At 62.3% G+C, this 18,012-nt stretch carries 19 protein-coding genes; 13 read left to right on the top strand and 6 right to left on the bottom strand.

Features of this window, described 5'->3' with window-relative positions; translation table 11 throughout:
• Window positions 1–33 precede the first annotated feature (33 nt).
• From spoT to JET17_RS00845, 3 genes are read left to right on the top strand one after another with little or no spacing between them, the layout of a single operon-like run.
• Complete coding sequence (gene spoT, locus JET17_RS00855; RefSeq protein ID WP_012312122.1) at window positions 34–2,142, top strand: bifunctional GTP diphosphokinase/guanosine-3',5'-bis pyrophosphate 3'-pyrophosphohydrolase; 2,109 nt, start codon at window positions 34–36, stop codon at window positions 2,140–2,142.
• Between the two features lie 23 nt (window positions 2,143–2,165).
• Window positions 2,166–2,546, top strand: a complete 381-nt coding sequence (locus JET17_RS00850; protein WP_012312121.1) for a RidA family protein — start codon at window positions 2,166–2,168, stop codon at window positions 2,544–2,546.
• Window positions 2,547–2,601: 55 nt separating this feature from the next.
• Window positions 2,602–3,327 carry a hypothetical protein gene (locus JET17_RS00845; RefSeq protein ID WP_012312120.1) on the top strand — a complete coding sequence of 242 codons (726 nt, stop codon included), beginning with the start codon at window positions 2,602–2,604 and terminating at the stop codon, window positions 3,325–3,327.
• 74 nt (window positions 3,328–3,401) lie between these two features.
• Here the strand turns inward: JET17_RS00845 and JET17_RS00840 are convergent, their stop codons facing one another.
• Window positions 3,402–4,259, bottom strand: coding sequence for an SDR family oxidoreductase (locus tag JET17_RS00840; protein ID WP_012312119.1), 858 nt, complete (start codon window positions 4,257–4,259; stop codon window positions 3,402–3,404).
• Between the two features lie 191 nt (window positions 4,260–4,450).
• Between JET17_RS00840 and exbB the strand changes: the two genes are divergently transcribed.
• From exbB to JET17_RS00810, 6 genes are all read left to right on the top strand, one after another.
• Window positions 4,451–5,422 carry a tonB-system energizer ExbB gene (gene exbB / locus JET17_RS00835; RefSeq protein ID WP_012312118.1) on the top strand — a complete coding sequence of 324 codons (972 nt, stop codon included), beginning with the start codon at window positions 4,451–4,453 and terminating at the stop codon, window positions 5,420–5,422.
• A 3-nt stretch (window positions 5,423–5,425) separates the two neighbouring features.
• Window positions 5,426–5,854: a TonB system transport protein ExbD gene (gene exbD, locus JET17_RS00830; protein ID WP_012312117.1), complete on the top strand. Its 429-nt coding sequence runs from the start codon at window positions 5,426–5,428 to the stop codon at window positions 5,852–5,854.
• On the top strand, window positions 5,851–6,585 hold the full coding sequence (locus JET17_RS00825; protein WP_012312116.1) for an energy transducer TonB: 735 nt from the start codon (window positions 5,851–5,853) through the stop codon (window positions 6,583–6,585). The genes exbD and JET17_RS00825 overlap by 4 nt, the downstream gene beginning before the upstream one ends.
• A 94-nt stretch (window positions 6,586–6,679) precedes the next feature.
• Window positions 6,680–7,606, top strand: coding sequence for a hydrogen peroxide-inducible genes activator (locus JET17_RS00820; RefSeq protein WP_012312115.1), 927 nt, complete (start codon window positions 6,680–6,682; stop codon window positions 7,604–7,606).
• Window positions 7,607–7,609: 3 nt separating this feature from the next.
• Complete coding sequence (gene recG, locus JET17_RS00815; RefSeq protein WP_012312114.1) at window positions 7,610–9,688, top strand: ATP-dependent DNA helicase RecG; 2,079 nt, start codon at window positions 7,610–7,612, stop codon at window positions 9,686–9,688.
• Window positions 9,689–9,766: 78 nt separating this feature from the next.
• The gene (locus JET17_RS00810) at window positions 9,767–11,170 is read left to right on the top strand and encodes an aminoacyl-tRNA deacylase and HDOD domain-containing protein (protein ID WP_012312113.1); all 1,404 of its coding nucleotides are present in this window, start codon (window positions 9,767–9,769) and stop codon (window positions 11,168–11,170) included.
• Window positions 11,171–11,202: 32 nt separating this feature from the next.
• Here the strand turns inward: JET17_RS00810 and JET17_RS00805 are convergent, their stop codons facing one another.
• The 4 genes from JET17_RS00805 to JET17_RS00790 all read right to left on the bottom strand — a co-directional run bounded on the left by JET17_RS00805 (window position 11,203) and on the right by JET17_RS00790 (window position 13,565).
• A complete protein-coding gene (locus JET17_RS00805) occupies window positions 11,203–11,580 on the bottom strand; it encodes a helicase (RefSeq protein ID WP_012312112.1) in 378 nt (125 codons plus the stop codon).
• Between the two features lie 146 nt (window positions 11,581–11,726).
• The gene (locus JET17_RS00800; protein WP_012312111.1) at window positions 11,727–12,026 is read right to left on the bottom strand and encodes an HU family DNA-binding protein; all 300 of its coding nucleotides are present in this window, start codon (window positions 12,024–12,026) and stop codon (window positions 11,727–11,729) included.
• A gap of 188 nt (window positions 12,027–12,214) precedes the next feature.
• A complete protein-coding gene (locus tag JET17_RS00795; protein ID WP_012312110.1) occupies window positions 12,215–13,363 on the bottom strand; it encodes an NAD(P)/FAD-dependent oxidoreductase in 1,149 nt (382 codons plus the stop codon).
• Window positions 13,364–13,397: 34 nt separating this feature from the next.
• On the bottom strand, window positions 13,398–13,565 hold the full coding sequence (locus JET17_RS00790; RefSeq protein WP_012312109.1) for a rubredoxin: 168 nt from the start codon (window positions 13,563–13,565) through the stop codon (window positions 13,398–13,400).
• A 131-nt stretch (window positions 13,566–13,696) separates the two neighbouring features.
• Here JET17_RS00790 and JET17_RS00785 point away from each other — a divergent pair, with 131 nt between their 5' ends.
• Window positions 13,697–14,254, top strand: a complete 558-nt coding sequence (locus tag JET17_RS00785; protein WP_012312108.1) for a chorismate--pyruvate lyase family protein — start codon at window positions 13,697–13,699, stop codon at window positions 14,252–14,254.
• A complete protein-coding gene (ubiA, locus tag JET17_RS00780; protein ID WP_012312107.1) occupies window positions 14,254–15,144 on the top strand; it encodes a 4-hydroxybenzoate octaprenyltransferase in 891 nt (296 codons plus the stop codon). The genes JET17_RS00785 and ubiA overlap by 1 nt, the downstream gene beginning before the upstream one ends.
• Window positions 15,145–15,216: 72 nt before the next feature.
• Here the strand turns inward: ubiA and JET17_RS00775 are convergent, their stop codons facing one another.
• Complete coding sequence (locus JET17_RS00775) at window positions 15,217–15,588, bottom strand: hypothetical protein (RefSeq protein ID WP_012312106.1); 372 nt, start codon at window positions 15,586–15,588, stop codon at window positions 15,217–15,219.
• A 174-nt stretch (window positions 15,589–15,762) separates the two neighbouring features.
• Between JET17_RS00775 and phoB the strand changes: the two genes are divergently transcribed.
• Together phoB and phoR are read left to right on the top strand one after the other, a co-directional pair.
• A complete protein-coding gene (phoB, locus tag JET17_RS00770; RefSeq protein WP_012312105.1) occupies window positions 15,763–16,452 on the top strand; it encodes a phosphate regulon transcriptional regulator PhoB in 690 nt (229 codons plus the stop codon).
• A gap of 136 nt (window positions 16,453–16,588) precedes the next feature.
• Window positions 16,589–17,896, top strand: a complete 1,308-nt coding sequence (gene phoR / locus JET17_RS00765) for a phosphate regulon sensor histidine kinase PhoR (RefSeq protein WP_012312104.1) — start codon at window positions 16,589–16,591, stop codon at window positions 17,894–17,896.
• The last annotated feature ends 116 nt before the right edge of the window (window positions 17,897–18,012 follow it).

The raw sequence follows: 18,012 nt of genomic DNA, 5'->3' as shown, positions 1-18,012 counted from the left end.
ACAAGGCCCTCTTCCTCGGCAAGAGGTGAAACCATGCCGGGCATAGAAGCCTTAGCCGAACGGCTGTCGACCTACCTGGGCCCCGAACAGGTCAACCTGGTTCGCCGGGCCTATTTCTACGCCGAACAGGCACACGATGGGCAACGCCGCCGCAGCGGCGAGCCCTATGTGACCCATCCGTTGGCCGTGGCCAGCATCCTCGCCGACATGCACATGGACCATCAGAGCCTGATGGCGGCCATGCTGCACGATGTGATCGAAGACACCGGCATCGCCAAGGAAGCCCTCAGCCAGCAGTTTGGCGAAACGGTTGCCGAGCTGGTCGATGGGGTCAGCAAACTGACCCAGATGAACTTCGAGACCAAGGCCGAAGCGCAGGCTGAAAACTTCCAGAAGATGGCCATGGCCATGGCCCGCGATATCCGCGTGATCCTGGTCAAGCTGGCTGACCGCCTGCACAACATGCGCACCCTGGAAGTGCTGTCTGGCGAAAAACGCCGACGCATCGCCAAGGAAACCCTGGAAATCTACGCGCCCATCGCCAACCGGCTGGGCATGCACACTGTGCGCGTAGAGTTTGAAGACCTCGGCTTCAAGGCCATGCACCCGATGCGCTCGTCGCTGATCCACCGGGCGGTCAAGAGCGCACGCGGCAACCGCAAAGAGATCGTCGCCAAGATCGAACACTCGCTGGCCAACTGCCTGGCTGCCGATGGTATTCAAGGCGAGGTCAGCGGCCGGCAGAAACACCTCTATGGCATCTACAAGAAGATGCGCGGCAAGCGCCGCGCCTTCACCGAGATCATGGACGTGTACGCCTTCCGCATCATCGTCGACAAGGTCGACACCTGCTACCGCGTGCTCGGCGCCGTGCACAACCTGTACAAGCCGCTGCCCGGGCGCTTCAAGGACTACATTGCGATCCCCAAGGCCAACGGCTATCAGTCGTTGCACACCACGCTGTTCGGCATGCACGGCGTGCCCATCGAAATCCAGATCCGCACCCGCGAAATGGAAGAGATGGCCAACAATGGCATCGCCGCACACTGGCTGTACAAGTCCAACGACGACGAGCAGCCCAAAGGCAACCATGCGCGCGCTCGCCAGTGGGTCAAGGGCATCCTCGAACTGCAGCAGCGTGCCGGCAACTCGCTGGAATTCATCGAGAGCGTGAAGATCGACCTGTTCCCTGACGAGGTCTATGTCTTCACGCCCAAAGGCAGGATCATGGAGCTGCCCAAAGGCTCCACCGCCGTCGATTTCGCCTATGCGGTGCATACCGATGTGGGCAATAGCTGCATCGCCTGCCGCATCAACCGGCGCCTGGCGCCCCTGTCCGAGCCGCTGCAGAGCGGTTCGACGGTCGAGATCGTCAGCGCCCCGGGCGCGCGGCCCAACCCGGCCTGGCTCAACTTCGTGGTCACCGGCAAGGCCCGTACGCACATCCGCCACGCACTCAAGCAGCAGCGACGTTCCGAGTCGATCAACCTTGGCGAGCGCCTGCTGAACAAGGTGCTGACCGGTTTCGACAGCAGCCTGGAGCAAATTCCTCAGGAGCGTATCAACGCAATTCTCGCCGAGTACCGCCTGGAGCTGATCGAGGACCTGCTCGAAGACATTGGCCTGGGCAACCGCATGGCCTATGTGGTGGCCCGCCGCCTGCTGTCAGCCGAAGGCGAACCGCTGCCAGCACCGGAAGGCCCACTGGCGATCCGCGGCACCGAAGGCCTGGTATTGAGCTACGCCAAGTGCTGCACGCCCATTCCGGGCGACCCGATTGTCGGCCATCTGTCGGCAGGCAAGGGCATGGTCGTGCACCTGGAGAACTGCCGCAACATCAGTGAAATCCGCCATAACCCGGAGAAGTGCGTACAGCTTTCCTGGGCCAAGGACATCACCGGCGAATTCAATGTCGAGTTGCGTGTCGAGCTGGAACACCAGCGCGGCCTGATTGCCCTGCTGGCCAGCAGCGTCAATGCCGCAGACGGCAACATCGAGAAGATCAGCATGGACGAACGCGACGGCCGCATCAGCGTTGTCCAACTGGTGGTCAGCGTGCACGACCGCGTGCACCTGGCTCGTGTGATCAAGAAGCTGCGTACGCTGACCGGCGTGGTCCGCATCACCCGCATGCGTGCGTAGTCCGCCAACCGCAAGGAGTCATCATGAGCAAGACCGTCATCAACAGCGACAAGGCCCCTGCCGCCATCGGTACCTACTCGCAAGCGATCAAGGCCGGCAACACCGTTTACATGTCGGGCCAGATCCCGCTGGACCCGAACACCATGGAACTGGTTGAGGGCTTCGAAGCCCAGACCGTACAGGTCTTCGAGAACCTCAAGGCCGTTGCCGAAGCCGCGGGCGGTTCGTTCAAGGACATCGTCAAGCTGAACATCTTCCTCACCGACCTGAGCCACTTCGCCAAGGTCAACGAAGTCATGGGCCGCTACTTCGAGCAGCCGTATCCAGCCCGTGCAGCCATTGGCGTTGCCGCGCTGCCAAAAGGCGCCCAGGTAGAAATGGACGCCATCCTGGTCATCGATTGATGCCGCAGGTGACGGGCGCCTTGCCCGTCACCTTTCAGTTCAAGGTTAACCTACCATGCGTCAAGCACTGCCCCTCGCGCTGGCAGCCCTGCTTCTGAGCGGCTGCGCCAGCCACAAACCCGAAGACTTCAATGGTACCTGGATCAACCAGGACGCCATCAACGCCGCCGTCAAAGGTGGCAGCCTGCGTCAGGCCCTCAATGAACACGGCCCCATCTTCGAGTGGAAACTCGATGTAGCCAGCCAGCAGGCCAGCTACAGCAATGGTTTCGAGGCCGCCGACGGTCAATTGAGCGCCACCGACAAGCAATGGCAAGCCAACTTCCCGGGCGGCCAGACCGAACAGCTGGCGCTGGACGGCGCCGAACTGAAAGCCACGGACACATCCGGTGCCGAACGCAGTTTCGTCCGCGCCACACAGCCCGGTAATGCGCCCTTGGGTAGCAGCTTCGAGAAAGCACTGTACCAGGCATATCTGGGCGGGGACTGGAAGATTGTCGAAGGCCAGGGCAAAGGTGGCGTCGTCCGTTTCGCCGATAACGGCGGCGTAACCGGCCTGCCCGGCCCGGACCGCTACGCGCTGTGCCTGGCCGGCGATTGCGCCAGCATGGGCGGCAGCAACGACAGCCTTTGGCTTGAGCGCAACCAACGTGGCGCGCCATTCATCTTCAAGCGCGATGGCGACAAGCTGGAGATCTTCCAGGCGCTCAACCGTGCCCAGCCCGATGAAATCCCTCAACTGGCAGCCGGTACTCGCCAGTGGGTGCTGGAGAAGGACTGACTCAAGCCCCGTAAGGCTTCACTGGCCCTATCGCCGGCTTGTCGGCGATAGGGCCAGCAGCAACACAGCAGGCTTCAGCCTTCACCTTTCAGGATCGCCGCGTACCCTTCCTTGTAACTCGGATACTCCGGTACCCAACCCAATGCCCGCACCCGGGCATTGCTGCAGCGCTTGCTGCCGGTGCGGCGCACCCGCTGCTCATCGGACCATTCGGTCACGCCCATGTACGCTCGCAACCAGCCAACCACATCGGCCAGCGGCGCAGGGTCGTCGTCAACGCCTATATAGCAATCGTCCAACGCCACACCATCGGCATCGGCCTGCAGCAGGAACGCCAGCAGGCTTGCGGCATCCTCGGCATGAATACGGTTGCCATACAGCGGCGGCTCGGTCGCCACCCGATAGCCCTGACGCACCTGGCTGAGGAGCCACTCACGCCCTGGGCCATAGATCCCTGTCAGGCGCACGATGCTTGCCGGCATGCCGCTGGCCAGGGCCAGCCGCTCAGCCTCCAGCATCACACGCCCCGAATAGCCTTGCGGCTCGGTAGGTGCGGTCTCATCGATCCACTCCCCATCCTTTTGTGCAAAAACACTGCTGCTGGACACGAACAGCAGGCGGCGCGGGCGCTGTCCGCGCTCGGCCAGCCAACCCAGCACGTGACGCAAGCCTTCAACGTAAGCGCTTTGATAACCCGCCTCATCGTGCTGGCTGGCGGCTACGCAATACACCAGATAATCCGGGGAATGCTGCGGCCAAGCCTGGGGCATGCCCGAATCGGACAGGTCGGCAGCGATCGGTACAACACGCTGTGGCAGGTGTTCGACCGAACGGCGCAGGCCGCTTACCTGCCAGCCACGGGCGAGCAATTGGCGAGCCAGCCGGCCGCCGACATCACCACAACCTACGATCAATACGGAACGGTCTGACATCACTTAACTCCCTAGACCAAAGGATCAGGCTAGCCGGATTACACGATAGGCGGCTAGACCATGGGCGAAAAAAGCAACGAGATTACTTTTGTTAACAAGAATTACTTGCAATAATGGCACCCCTATCTGTTCTCGGCCTATCTCGAGGCCTTGGAGAACGCACACTTTTTTCTTCATCAGGTCCGGCCAGCATGACACGTACTCACACTTCCGCTTCGCCAACCCCGTCACGCGCCTGGCGCGCCATTGCCGCGCTGATGTTCAGCCTGGTGCTGGCCCCAGTAGCCATGGCCGATGAGCCCAATACCAACGTCAGTACCCCTGCAGCTGCAAGCGCGCCGGCCACCCCTGCCGCCGAAGGCCAGGCACCTGCTGGCGACGCTCAGGTCGCAACGCCGGTCGATGCGCCGGCGGCAGCGGCCCCAAGCACCGAAGCCGTGGTCGAGAACACTTCGCTGGGCATGGCCCATGACCTGTCCCCATGGGGCATGTACAAGAACGCCGACGTTGTTGTGAAAGCGGTCATGATCGGTCTGGCCATTGCCTCGATCATCACCTGGACCATCTGGATCGCCAAGGGCTTCGAGCTGATGGGCGCCAAGCGTCGCCTGCGCGGCGAAATCGCACAGCTGAAGAAGTCTGCCAGCCTCAAGGAGGCCAGCGAAGTCTCCAACAAGGAAGGCACCCTGGCCCACACGCTGGTCCACGATGCTTTGGAAGAAATGCGCCTGTCGGCAAACGCCCGTGAAAAAGAGGGCATCAAGGAACGCGTGAGCTTCCGCCTGGAGCGTCTGGTGCATGCCAGCGGACGCAACATGAGCAGCGGCACCGGCGTGCTCGCCACCATCGGGTCCACCGCGCCGTTCGTCGGCCTGTTCGGTACCGTGTGGGGCATCATGAACAGCTTCATCGGCATCGCCAAAACACAGACCACCAACCTGGCCGTCGTTGCCCCCGGTATCGCCGAAGCCCTGCTGGCCACCGCCCTGGGCCTGGTCGCAGCGATCCCGGCCGTAGTTATCTACAACGTCTTCGCCCGCTCCATCGCCGGCTACAAAGCTCAGGTTTCCGATGCTTCGGCGCAGGTTCTGCTGCTGGTCAGCCGTGACCTGGACCACCAGGGTGGCGAGCGCGTCGCCCCGCACATGGTGAAAGTGGGGTAAGCCATGGGCCTGCATCTCAACGAAGGTGGCGACGACCTCGCCGAAAACCACGAAATCAACGTCACGCCGTTCATCGACGTGATGCTGGTACTGCTGATCATCTTCATGGTGGCCGCGCCCCTGGCCACGGTCGACATCAAGGTCGACCTGCCGGCTTCGACTGCCAAGCCGGCACCGAGGCCGGAAAAACCGGTGTTCGTCAGCGTCAAGGCCGACCAGAAGCTGTATGTCGGTGACGATCAGGTGCCTGCACCCAGCCAGCTTGGCCCGATGCTCGACGCCAAGACCAAGGGCGACAAGGAAACCACCATCTTCTTCCAGGCCGACAAAGGCGTGGATTACGGTGACCTGATGGAAGTGATGAACAACATGCGCGCGGCCGGCTACCTCAAAGTCGGTCTGGTAGGTCTCGAGACGGCAGCCAAGAAATGACGAAGACGCGGCACAATCTGGCGCGTTACAGCGGCAGCCTGGCACTTGTGCTGGGTGTCCATGCCGTCGCTGTGCTGCTCACGCTCAACTGGTCGGTGCCCCAGGCCGTCGAGCTGCCCCCGGCAGCCATGATGGTTGAACTGGCACCGCTGCCCGAGCCCGCACCGCCACCACCACCGAAGGCCGCTCCACAGCCGCCGGCACCGGTCGAAGAGCCGCCGTTGCCCAAGGTGGCTGAAGCGCCCAAACCAAAGATCGCCATCGCCAAGCCGCCCAAGCCCAAACCCAAGCCTCAACCGCCGAAGCCTGAGAAAAAGCCTGAGCCGCCGAAGGATGAGCCACCGGCCAAAGAACAGGTCGTGGACACCCCACCAACCAACACGCCACCGCAGAAGTCGGCGGCACCGGCACCAAGTATTGCAGCGAACAGCAAAGCGTTGCCTACGTGGCAGAGTGATCTGCTGCGCCACCTGGCGAAGTACAAGCGCTACCCGGAGGACGCACGTCGCCGGGGCCTTCAGGGCATCAACCGCCTGCGCTTCGTGGTCGATGCTGAAGGCAAAGTGGTCTCGTACTCCATGGCAGGAGGTTCGGGCAGCGCAGCACTGGACCGGGCAACCCTGGAAATGATCCGCCGGGCCGGCAAAGTGCCCAAGCCGCCTGCGGAATTGCTGAACAATGGCACGATTGAAGTCGTAGCACCGTTCGTCTACTCGCTGGACCGTCGCTGAGACTTTTGTTTCTGTCACAAATCGGCAAGTCTGATAACGTGCGTCTATCGATTGCAGCCGCTATGCTGGCCTCGCAACTTCATGGACGCACGTTATGACCCTCACAGAACTACGCTACATCGTCACTCTTGCCCAGGAACAGCACTTCGGCCACGCCGCCGAGCGTTGCCATGTCAGCCAGCCCACTCTGTCCGTCGGTGTCAAAAAACTTGAGGACGAGCTTGGCGTGCTGATCTTCGAGCGCAGCAAGAGCGCGGTGCGACTGACGCCAGTCGGTGAAAGCATCGTCGCCCAAGCACAGAAGGTACTGGAGCAGGCGCAGGGCATCCGCGAACTGGCCCAGGCCGGCAAGAACCAGCTCACCGCCCCGCTCAAGGTCGGTGCGATCTATACCGTCGGCCCTTACCTCTTCCCGCACCTGATCCCGCAGCTGCACCGCGTGGCACCGCAGATGCCCCTGTACATCGAAGAGAACTTCACCCACGTGCTGCGCGAAAAACTGCGCAATGGTGAACTCGACGCAGTGATCATCGCCCTGCCGTTCAACGAAGCCGACGTGCTGACGCTGCCACTGTACGATGAGCCATTCTGTGCCCTGATGCCCGCCGACCACCCTTGGACGGCGAAAAAAACCATCGACACCGCCATGCTCAACGACAAGAGCCTGCTGCTGCTCGGCGAGGGCCACTGCTTCCGCGACCAGGTTCTGGAGGCCTGCCCGACGCTGAACAAGGGGGGCGAAGGCGCCAAGCACACCACGGTGGAGTCCAGCTCGCTGGAAACCATCCGCCACATGGTCGCTTCGGGCCTGGGCGTGTCGATCCTGCCGCTTTCGGCGGTGCACAGCCACCACTACGCACCAGGGGTCATCGAGGTGCGGCCGCTCACCGCACCGGCACCGTTCCGCACTGTAGCCATCGCCTGGCGCGCAAGCTTCCCGCGGCCCAAGGCCATCGAGATCCTTGCCGACTCGATTCGCCTCTGCTCGGTAGCCAAGCCCGCTGTGGAACAACCGGCCTGAGTCATGACTGAGCTGTCGAAGGTCTCTGTCACCGCGCTCAAGGGCGTAGGCGAAGCCATGGCGCAGAAGCTCGCCAAGGTGGGCCTGGAAAACCTGCAGGACGTGTTGTTCCACCTGCCGCTGCGTTACCAGGACCGCACCCGGGTGGTGCCTATCGGTGCCCTGCGCCCCGGCCAGGACGCCGTGATCGAAGGGGTGGTCAGTGGCGCCGATGTGACCATGGGCAAACGCCGCAGCCTTGTCGTGCGCCTGGGTGATGGCAGCGGCGTGCTCAGCCTGCGCTTCTATCACTTCAGCAATGCGCAAAAGGAAGGCCTCAAGCGCGGTACCCACCTGCGCTGCTATGGCGAGGCCCGCCCCGGCGCCTCGGGCCTGGAGATCTACCATCCGGAGTACCGTGCACTCAATGGCGACGAGCCGCCACCGCCGGTAGAGCAGACCCTGACGCCGATCTACCCGTCTACCGAAGGCCTCACCCAGCAGCGCCTGCGCCTGCTCTGCCAGCAAAGCCTGGATATGCTTGGCCCACGCAGCCTGCCGGATTGGTTGCCGGACGAACTGGCCCGGGACTACCACCTGGCACCGCTGGACGATGCCATCCGCTACCTGCACAACCCGCCGGCCGATGCCGACCTTGATGAGCTCGCCGAAGGCCAGCACTGGGCCCAGCACCGCCTTGCCTTCGAAGAGCTGCTCACCCACCAGCTGTCGCAACAGCGCCTGCGTGAAAGCCTGCGCAGCTTGCGCGCACCGGTTCTGCCCAAGGCCAAGCGCCTGCAGTTGCAATACCTGGCCAACCTGGGCTTCAAGCCGACGGGCGCACAGCAGCGGGTAGCCGATGAAATCGCCTACGACCTGAGCCAGGCCGAGCCGATGATGCGCCTGGTACAGGGTGATGTCGGCGCCGGCAAGACCGTAGTTGCCGCACTGGCGGCGCTGCAGGCACTGGAGGCCGGCTACCAGGTGGCGCTGATGGCGCCCACCGAGATTCTCGCCGAGCAGCACTACATCACCTTCAAGCGCTGGCTGGAGCCGCTGGGCCTGGAAGTCGCCTGGCTGGCCGGCAAGCTCAAGGGCAAGGCCCGCGCCAGCGCCCTGGAACAGATCGCCAACGGTGCGCCGATGGTGGTGGGTACCCACGCGTTGTTCCAAGAAGAAGTGCAATTCAAGCACCTGGCCTTGGCGATCATCGACGAACAGCACCGTTTTGGTGTGCAACAACGTCTGGCCCTGCGCAAGAAGGGTGTCGCAGGCGAACTGTGCCCGCACCAGCTGATCATGACCGCCACCCCGATCCCGCGCACGCTGGCGATGAGCGCCTATGCCGACCTCGACACCTCGGTGCTCGACGAATTACCGCCAGGGCGCACGCCGGTAAATACCGTGCTGGTGGCCGACAGCCGGCGTTTCGAAGTGGTCGAGCGGGTGCGCGCCGCTTGCGCCGAAGGGCGCCAAGCCTATTGGGTCTGCACCCTGATCGAAGAGTCCGAAGAACTTACCTGCCAGGCAGCCGAGAGCACCTACGAGGAGCTGGGCAGCGCCTTGGGGGAACTGCGCGTGGGCCTGATCCACGGGCGCATGAAACCCGCGGAAAAGGCCGCGGTGATGGCCGAATTCAAGCAAGGCGACCTGCAACTGCTGGTCGCAACCACGGTGATCGAAGTGGGTGTGGACGTCCCTAACGCCAGCCTGATGATCATCGAAAACCCTGAACGCCTGGGCCTTGCCCAACTGCACCAGTTGCGCGGCCGGGTAGGCAGGGGCAGCGCGGTGAGCCACTGCGTGCTGCTGTATCACCCGCCGCTGTCGCAGATCGGCCGCGAACGCCTGGGAATCATGCGCGAAACCAACGACGGCTTCGTCATCGCTGAAAAGGACCTGGAGCTGCGCGGCCCGGGCGAGATGCTCGGGACGCGCCAGACCGGCTTGTTACAATTCAAGGTCGCCGACCTGATGCGCGATGCCGACCTGTTGCCAGCCGTGCGCGACGCCGCACAAGCCCTCATTGCACGCTGGCCCGAGCACGTCAGCCCGCTGCTCGACCGCTGGCTGCGCCACGGCCAGCAATATGGCCAAGTGTGACGTCAGTACCAGAATGGATCCAGCTTTGCGACCAGACTGGTTATACTTCGCGTTTAAAAGAATCAGTGGATACGGACCATGACTGAAGCTGCCCTGGACACCGCAACCCCACACGCACCGTCTGTTATCCGGCTGTTGCTCGAAAAACTGGGCGTTGCCTATCGCGAGGTGCCAGAGCATACGCAACTGCCGGCTGCTTCACGGGTACAGGCGATCCTGCTCGATGACGAAATCGGCGCATTGATGGTGCTGTTCCCGCAGAGCAAGCTGCTGGACCTCAATCGTCTGGAAGAGCTGACGGGCCGCAAGCTCAAAGCCGTGCCGGTACAACGCCTGAAGCAGATGCTCGACAAGCACCATCTGAAGGCCTTGCCTGCGATTCCGGCACTGACCAGCTCGCCCTGCCTCTATGAAGGCAAGTTGCTCGATGCCGAACGCCTGTTGATCCAGTCCGGCGAAGCCGGTCTGTTGCTGGAAATCCAGCGTGACGACTTCAAGCGCATGATGCAAAAGGCCAGCGCTGGCACTTTCGGCCAACCCGTAAGGGAAATCCGCCCCAATCTCGACCGCCCGGATGATGACTCCAGGGAGATTACCCTTGCAGTGCAGGCATTCACCGCCCGCCGCATCCAGAAGCGCCTGGAAGAAACCATAGAGATCCCGCCACTGGCCGATACGGCGCAGAAAATCATCAAGCTGCGGGTCGACCCCAACGCCAGCATCGACGACATCACCGGTGTGGTCGAAACCGACCCGGCTCTGGCCGCACAAGTCGTCAGCTGGGCAGCCTCGCCCTATTACGCTTCCCCAGGCAAGATCCGCTCGGTGGAAGATGCCATCGTCCGCGTCCTTGGCTTCGATCTGGTGATCAACCTGGCCCTGGGCCTGGCATTGGGCAAGACGTTGAGCCTGCCCAAGGACCATCCGCAACAGGCGACGCCGTACTGGCAACAGTCGATCTACACCGCGGCGATCATCGAAGGCCTGACCCGGGCCATGCCCCGTGCCGAACGCCCTGAGGCCGGCCTGACTTACCTGGCCGGGCTGCTGCACAACTTCGGCTATCTACTGCTGGCCCATGTGTTCCCGCCGCACTTCTCGCTGATCTGCCGCCATCTGGAGGTCAACCCGCACCTGTGCCACACCTATGTGGAGCAGCACCTGCTGGGTATCAGCCGCGAGCAGATTGGCGCCTGGCTGATGAAGCTGTGGGACATGCCCGAAGAGCTGTCGACCGCGCTGCGCTTCCAGCATGATCCTGCCTATGACGGCGAATACTCGGCGTACCCCAACCTGGTGTGCCTGGCGACCCGTCTGCTGCGCTGCCGCGGCATCGGCTCGGGGCCGCAGGAGGCGATCCCTGACGAGTTGCTGGAGCGCCTGGGCGTTACCCGGGAGAAGGCTGAGGACGTCGTGAACAAGGTGCTCGAGGCCGAGAGTTTGCTGCGCGAACTGGCGTCGCAGTTCAACGCACCGCACTGAAAACTTTGGGGCTGCACTGCAGCCCCAGCTATTCAGCCTTTTTTCTTCTTCGGTTTCAGGTATTTCATCAAACCCTGGAACCACATCACCAGTGCCGGATTGCCCTTGATCTGGATGCTCTTGTCCTGAATGCCCTGCATGAACGCCAACTGCTTGTTGCCCGCCTGCATCGTGGCGAAGCCATAGGCAGCGTCCTTGAAGGCAATAGCAAAGGCTGGCTGCGGATGAGCGCCGCCTTTGCTGCTGATGCGCTCGCCATTGACGATGAAGTGCCGGGCAACCTTGCCATCGAGCGTCTGCATCTGGAACACCAGGTCCTTGTCCTTGAGTTGCTGCTGAAAAGCCGGGTTGTTACGGCTGGCCCGGGCCATCAACAGCCCCAAGGCCCAGAGAAGAAAGCGGAACTTCATCAACGCGCCTCGAATAAAAAATGACTGAGCTGCGCAGTTTATCCGTTTCCTGAACTATTTACGCAGACTCGCAGCACGATGCTTTCCGAAAGCACAACGGGCGCCCTGAGGCGCCCGTTGACCAGAGGCTGCAAGTCAAACGTCGGTCATTTGGCTTTCTTGGCCGGCTTGGCGGGCACATTGACGCTCTCACGCAGGTTTTTGCCAGGCTTGAAGGCCACAGTATTGCTGGCCTTGATTTTCACCGGCTCACCGGTCTGAGGATTCTTGCCGGTACGGGCGCCGCGATGCCGTTTTTCAAAAGTGCCGAAGCCGACGAGGGTCACGGTGTCTTTGTCCAGCGCACCGGTGATGCTGTCGAGAATGGCATTGAGCACCTGATTGGCCTTTTCCTTGGTCAGATCGGCCTTTTCGGCGATGACGGCGGCGAGTTCTGGTTTACGCATAATGAAGCCTCTTTGACGGGAATTCTTGTTGTTATTGCCGTGCTGCCCGTGAGGCAGCGTTCAAGGCACCGCAGGCTCTAATCTGCGGCAGACGGAAGTGAGAATGGCACGCCGACCGGGGCCGCGCCAGTATCTGGGCGGCCATTGTGCGGTCAACTACAGGATAAATCCGACAGAACGCCCGCTGTTTACGCCATCAGCGCAGGCAGCTGCCGGTTCAGGGCCAGTTTTTCCGTGACGGCGCTGCCTGTCAGGGCATAGCCCAGCAGCTGGCCGTCAGCAGCGTGACAGAGCACTTTCAGGTCACTGCCCTGCCCTTGCACCTGCCAGTTACCTTCACGACCAGGTGGCAGTGGCGAAACCACCAAAGGGCAAGCAGGTGTTTTCACAGTAATGGGCATCGGCCCGTAACTGACCTGCGTCGGGTTGCCTGTCAGCGTCTGGGCCAAGGCTCGCGCGCAGGCCATCAACGGCATCACATAGAGCAGGTTGATGCCTTCGACCTCTGCGCAGTCGCCCAGCGCGAAAATGTTGCCGTGGGAGGTGCGCAGTTGGCGGTCCACGACTACGCCGCGGTTGGTCTGCAGGCCGGCTGCAGCGGCAAGGTCGGTGCGTGGGCGCAGGCCGATGGCCGATACCACCAGGTCGCAGGCGATCACGCTGCCGTCGGACAAGTGCGCCTCAAGGCCTTCGCTAACCCGCTGCAGGCGAGTGAGTACGGGGCCCAGGTGAAAACGCACGCCCAGCCCTTGCAACCCGCTCTGAACGGCAGCGGCAGCGGCAGGATGCAACAGGGTCGGCATGACCTGCTCGCACGGTGCCACCACATCGACCTCAAAACCACCCAGGCGCATGTCATTGGCGAACTCGCAGCCGATCAGGCCGGCTCCGAGGATCAGAACACGCTGCTTGCCAGCTGCGGCAGCACGCAAACGTGCGTAGTCTTCCAGATCATTGACCGGGAACACATGATCAGCCCCGTCGCCCTCGACCGGCACTTGCACGGTCTGCGCACCCCAGGCCAGCACCAGATCGCGATACTCCACCGCTTCTTCGCCAATCCACAGGCGCTTGTGGCCAGGGTCGATACCGCTGATACGCGTGTGGGTGCGGATAACCGCCTTGAGTTGCTCGGCCATGGCCCCCGGCTCGGCCATGCACAGGCCATCCGCGTCCTTTTGCTTGGCGAAGCCAGTGGAGAGCATGGGCTTGGAATAGGAGCGACCGTCGTCGGCCGTAATCAGCAGCAGCGGCGTCTCGCCATCGAGCTTGCGAAACTCACGGGCCAGGTTGTAGCCGGCCAGGCCGGTCCCAATGATGACCACGGGGGACGTCATTTCGTGCTTTCCTCTTGGTTGAACAGCATTGCGATCAGCCGATGGCGATCATTTCAAAGTCGCTTTTGCCAACGCCGCAATCGGGGCACAGCCAATCTTGCGGCACATCCTCCCAGCGGGTACCCGGCGCGATGCCGTCATCCGGCCATCCTTGGGCCTCGTCGTAGATCAGGCCACAGACAATACACTGCCACTTCTTCATGATTTGTCGTTCCTCGGTACAGGCTCAGGCTTTGTCATGCGGGCTCAGGGCCCTTACGCGGGCATTATGCAAGCAGTTGGGGCAATCATGCTAAGCTCGCCGCCTCTCTGGCTGTAATCAAGCATATCGACGTGTCGTACGAATCCCCGCAAGCAGCCGCTGTCGCGTGGCTGGCGTATCCACAACTGGCGGTCGATACCGACCAGCCTGCCCTCGACTGGCTGTTCGACGAAGGTTCCCTGACTCGCCGCCTTACCCGACTGTCTCACGATCATTTCAGCGTGACTCCGCTGTTCGAGGGCTGGCAGGCGCTGCGCGATGACGAATGCCTGGCGCTGGGTATCGCGCCAGGCGCTGAAGGCTGGGTGCGCGAGGTGTACTTGCGCGGCCATGGTCAGCCTTGGGTCTTCGCCCGCAGCGTGGCCAGCCGTAGCGCCCTGGAACGCGGCGGTTTGCACCTGGAAACCTTGGGCAGCCGTTCGCTGGGCGAGTTGTTGTTCTGCGACCAGGCGTTCATCCGTCACCCCATTGAAGTGTGCACTTATCCACAGCAGTGGTTACCTGTCGAAGCGGCCCATGCAGGGTTGTGGGGGCGGCGCTCGCGCTTCGAGCGCGATGGCCTCGATCTGCTGGTGGCCGAAGTATTCCTGCCGGCACTGTGGCAAGCAGCCAAGGAGGAAAACTGCTGATGTACCTGCAACTGCTCAAGTCGCTCAACCGCGTGCACCCGCGCGCCTGGGACTTCATCCAGCTCAGCCGCATGGACCGGCCGATCGGCATCTACCTGCTGCTGTGGCCGACCCTGACGGCGGTGTGGATTGCAGGCCTTGGTTCGCCCACCTTGGCCAACGTGCTGATCTTCGGCCTAGGCGTGGTGCTGATGCGTGCCGCTGGCTGCTGCATCAATGACTTCGCCGATCGCAAGGTCGATGGCCACGTCAAACGCACCGCCGACCGCCCGCTGGCCAGTGGGCGGGTCAAGCCACGCGAGGCGCTGGCGCTGTTCGGGATCCTGGTGGCGGTGAGCTTCCTGCTGGTGCTGTGTACCAACAGCAAGACCGTGTGGCTGTCATTCGGCGCGGTGGCTTTGGCGTTCTGTTACCCGTTCATGAAGCGCTACACCTATTACCCGCAGGTGGTGCTGGGGGCTGCGTATTCCTGGGGTATCCCCATGGCCTTCACTGCCGCCGGCGGCGAGTTGCCGGCCAGCGCCTGGCTGCTGTACATCGCCAACCTGCTGTGGACGGTGGGCTACGATACCTACTACGCCATGGTCGACCGGGACGATGACCTGAAAATCGGGGTGAAATCGACCGCGATCCTGTTCGGCGAATCCGACCGGATGATCATCCTGACCCTGCAGATGCTGTCGCTGGGCTGCCTGTTGCTGGCGGGGAGCCGCTTCGAGCTGGGTGGCTGGTTCCATCTTGGGCTGCTGGGCGCCGCCCTGTGCTTTGCCTGGGAGTACTGGTCGACGCGCAAGCTGGACAGAGAGTCGTGCTTCAAGGCGTTTCTTCACAACCACTGGGCGGGGCTGCTGGTGTTCATGGGTGTGGTGCTCGATTACGCCCTGCGCTGAACACAACCCCGGCAAGCCACCCTGTGGGAGCTGGCTTGCCGGCGATCGGGTCGCAAATCGGGCCCAGCCATCTCAAGGCTTGGCGACGTGCCAGACGTCTTTCAAGCCATCACCTGTCATGTCCCCAGCCTTTTTGTCCTTCACAAAGGTATAAAGAGGCTTGCCGTCATAAGCCCACTGTTTCTTGCCGTCGTCGCGCATCACCACCGACCACTTGTCCTTGGCAGGCTCGTCATCGGCCTTGACCAGCAGCGGCGGCCAGTTGGCGGCGCACTCACCGTTGCACATCGACTTGCCGCCAGCATCCTTGTCGAAGGTGTACAACGTCATACCCGCATGGTCGACCCACATGCCGTCCTTCTCCATGGCATGGTGGGCCGACGCTACCCCGGGCAGTGCCATTGCAGCACAAAGGGCCATCCAGCTCAGCGTGTGTCGTGTCATTGGAATCACCGTGAATTCGGGGGTGGAGTGAGTTCGAACAGCCGCCGCGGCAGCCCCTTCTAGCCTAGCCCAGTCATGCAATGTCGCCAGAATGGCCAACGCCCTGTCACACAGCTGCAATAATTCCGTTATCTAATGCGGGCCAGACACGACATTCCAGGAGAGGTTTACAGCATGGTTGGCAGAAACATTCTGATCGTCGACGACGAAGCGCCCATTCGCGAGATGATCGCCGTTGCATTGGAAATGGCCGGCTATGACTGCCTGGAAGCCGAGAACTCCCAACAGGCCCACGCAATCATTGTCGACCGTAAACCGGATCTGATCCTGCTCGACTGGATGCTGCCGGGCACCTCCGGCATCGAGTTGGCTCGCCGCCTCAAGCGCGATGAGCTCACCGGCGATATCCCGATCATCATGCTCACCGCCAAGGGCGAAGAGGACAACAAGATCCAGGGCCTGGAAGTCGGCGCCGACGACTACATCACCAAACCCTTTTCGCCTCGGGAACTGGTGGCGCGCCTGAAAGCCGTACTGCGCCGCGCTGGCCCGAGCGACAGCGAAGCCCCGATCGAAGTCGGCGGCCTGCTGCTCGACCCGATCAGCCACCGCGTGACCATCGACGGCAAACCGGCCGAAATGGGTCCCACCGAATACCGCCTGCTGCAGTTCTTCATGACCCACCAGGAACGCGCCTACACCCGGGGCCAGTTGCTCGACCAAGTCTGGGGCGGCAACGTCTACGTCGAGGAGCGCACCGTCGATGTGCACATCCGCCGCCTGCGCAAGGCACTGGGTGAAGCCTACGAAAATCTGGTACAAACCGTCCGGGGCACTGGCTACCGCTTCTCGACCAAAAGCTAGCTGCGAGCTTCAAGCCTCAAGCTGCAAGGAAAACAAGCAGCATCCAGGCTAGACAAAGGACTATCAGCATCACCGATCCGCTTCATCTTGCAGCTTATCGCTTGCAGCCTGCGGCTGGATCCGAAGGATCTGTCAATTGAACCAGAACTGGCACGCAACCCTCATTCGCCACCTGCTCCTGCTGATCACTGTCTGCTTGATAGGCGGCCTGGTCAGCGGTTTTTACGGATGGAGCCTGGCCATCGGCCTGGGCTTCTACCTGGGCTGGACCCTCAAACAGTTGCTGCGCCTGCATGACTGGCTGCGCAACCATCAGCCCGACGAGGCACCGCCCGACGGCTATGGCCTGTGGGGCGAGGTGTTCGACAGCATCTACCACCTGCAACGACGCGACCAGCGCGTACGCGGCCGTCTGCAGGCAGTGATCGACCGGGTGCAGGAGTCCACCGCCGCACTGCGCGACGCGGTGATCATGCTCGACAGCGACGGTAACCTGGAATGGTGGAACCGCGCCGCAGAAACCCTGTTGGGCTTCAAGACGCCGCAGGATGGCGGCCAGCCGGTCACCAACCTGGTACGCCACCCACGCTTCAAGGAATACTTCGAGTCGCAAAACTTTGCCGAACCGCTGGAAATTCCCTCCCCCATCAATGACCGCATGCGCGTGCAACTGCACCTCACCCGCTACGGCAACAACGAACACCTGATGCTGGTGCGCGACGTTACTCGCATCCATCAGCTCGAACAGATGCGCAAGGACTTCGTGGCTAACGTCTCGCACGAGTTGCGTACACCGCTGACGGTGATTGCCGGCTACCTGGAAACCCTGCTGGATAACGTCGAAGACGTTAACCCCCGCTGGAACCGGGCGTTGCAGCAGATGAGTCAGCAAGGTTCGCGCATGCAGACGTTGCTCAACGACCTGCTGCTGCTGGCCAAGCTGGAAGCGACCGATTACCCGTCGGACAACCAGCCGGTGGCAGTCGACACCCTGCTCGGCGCGATCATGAACGACGCCCAGGCGCTGTCCGGGCCGCGCAACCAGCGCATTACCCTGGAGGCCGCGCCGGGCCTTCGCCTCAAAGGCAGCGAGTCAGAGTTGCGCAGCGCTTTCTCCAACTTGGTGTTCAACGCGGTGAAGTACACCCGGGACGAAGGCAACATCCGTATCCGCTGGTGGGCCGACGACCAGGGCGCCCACCTGTCAGTGCAGGACTCGGGAGTCGGTATCGACGCCAAGCACCTGCCGCGGCTGACCGAACGTTTCTACCGCGTCGACTCCAGCCGCGCCTCCAACACCGGAGGTACCGGCCTGGGGCTGGCGATCGTCAAGCATGTGCTCATGCGCCATCGCGGGCGCCTTGAGATCAGCAGCGTACCGGGCCATGGCAGTACCTTCACCTGTCACTTTGCCCCCGCACAACTGGCTAACGGTGACGCTTGATTCCAAGGGCCACTTTGCTTTTGCTGCCCCAGCCGCTACATTGACCCCCCTGTGCCAGCAAAAGCTGGCACTTTTTTTCTACCTTTCCCAAAGACGGACCCCGTAAAAAATCCATC

The organism is Pseudomonas putida, assembly GCF_016406145.1.
In the GTDB taxonomy this organism is placed as follows: domain Bacteria; phylum Pseudomonadota; class Gammaproteobacteria; order Pseudomonadales; family Pseudomonadaceae; genus Aquipseudomonas; species Aquipseudomonas putida_E.
Note: the sequence above shows the minus strand (reverse complement) of the source record. Positions and strands in the feature narration are given on the sequence as shown.

Excerpts from the sequence above, each read along its gene's own strand:
- spoT (WP_012312122.1), top strand. The coding sequence starts at position 34 with ATGCCGGGCATAGAAGCCTTAGCCGAACGGCTGTCGACCTACCTGGGC.
- JET17_RS00850 (WP_012312121.1), top strand. The coding sequence starts at position 2,166 with ATGAGCAAGACCGTCATCAACAGCGACAAGGCCCCTGCCGCCATCGGT.
- JET17_RS00845 (WP_012312120.1), top strand. The coding sequence starts at position 2,602 with ATGCGTCAAGCACTGCCCCTCGCGCTGGCAGCCCTGCTTCTGAGCGGC.
- JET17_RS00840 (WP_012312119.1), bottom strand. The coding sequence starts at position 4,259 with ATGTCAGACCGTTCCGTATTGATCGTAGGTTGTGGTGATGTCGGCGGC.
- exbB (WP_012312118.1), top strand. The coding sequence starts at position 4,451 with ATGACACGTACTCACACTTCCGCTTCGCCAACCCCGTCACGCGCCTGG.
- exbD (WP_012312117.1), top strand. The coding sequence starts at position 5,426 with ATGGGCCTGCATCTCAACGAAGGTGGCGACGACCTCGCCGAAAACCAC.
- JET17_RS00825 (WP_012312116.1), top strand. The coding sequence starts at position 5,851 with ATGACGAAGACGCGGCACAATCTGGCGCGTTACAGCGGCAGCCTGGCA.
- JET17_RS00820 (WP_012312115.1), top strand. The coding sequence starts at position 6,680 with ATGACCCTCACAGAACTACGCTACATCGTCACTCTTGCCCAGGAACAG.
- recG (WP_012312114.1), top strand. The coding sequence starts at position 7,610 with ATGACTGAGCTGTCGAAGGTCTCTGTCACCGCGCTCAAGGGCGTAGGC.
- JET17_RS00810 (WP_012312113.1), top strand. The coding sequence starts at position 9,767 with ATGACTGAAGCTGCCCTGGACACCGCAACCCCACACGCACCGTCTGTT.
- JET17_RS00805 (WP_012312112.1), bottom strand. The coding sequence starts at position 11,580 with ATGAAGTTCCGCTTTCTTCTCTGGGCCTTGGGGCTGTTGATGGCCCGG.
- JET17_RS00800 (WP_012312111.1), bottom strand. The coding sequence starts at position 12,026 with ATGCGTAAACCAGAACTCGCCGCCGTCATCGCCGAAAAGGCCGATCTG.
- JET17_RS00795 (WP_012312110.1), bottom strand. The coding sequence starts at position 13,363 with ATGACGTCCCCCGTGGTCATCATTGGGACCGGCCTGGCCGGCTACAAC.
- JET17_RS00790 (WP_012312109.1), bottom strand. The coding sequence starts at position 13,565 with ATGAAGAAGTGGCAGTGTATTGTCTGTGGCCTGATCTACGACGAGGCC.
- ubiA (WP_012312107.1), top strand. The coding sequence starts at position 14,254 with ATGTACCTGCAACTGCTCAAGTCGCTCAACCGCGTGCACCCGCGCGCC.
- JET17_RS00775 (WP_012312106.1), bottom strand. The coding sequence starts at position 15,588 with ATGACACGACACACGCTGAGCTGGATGGCCCTTTGTGCTGCAATGGCA.
- phoB (WP_012312105.1), top strand. The coding sequence starts at position 15,763 with ATGGTTGGCAGAAACATTCTGATCGTCGACGACGAAGCGCCCATTCGC.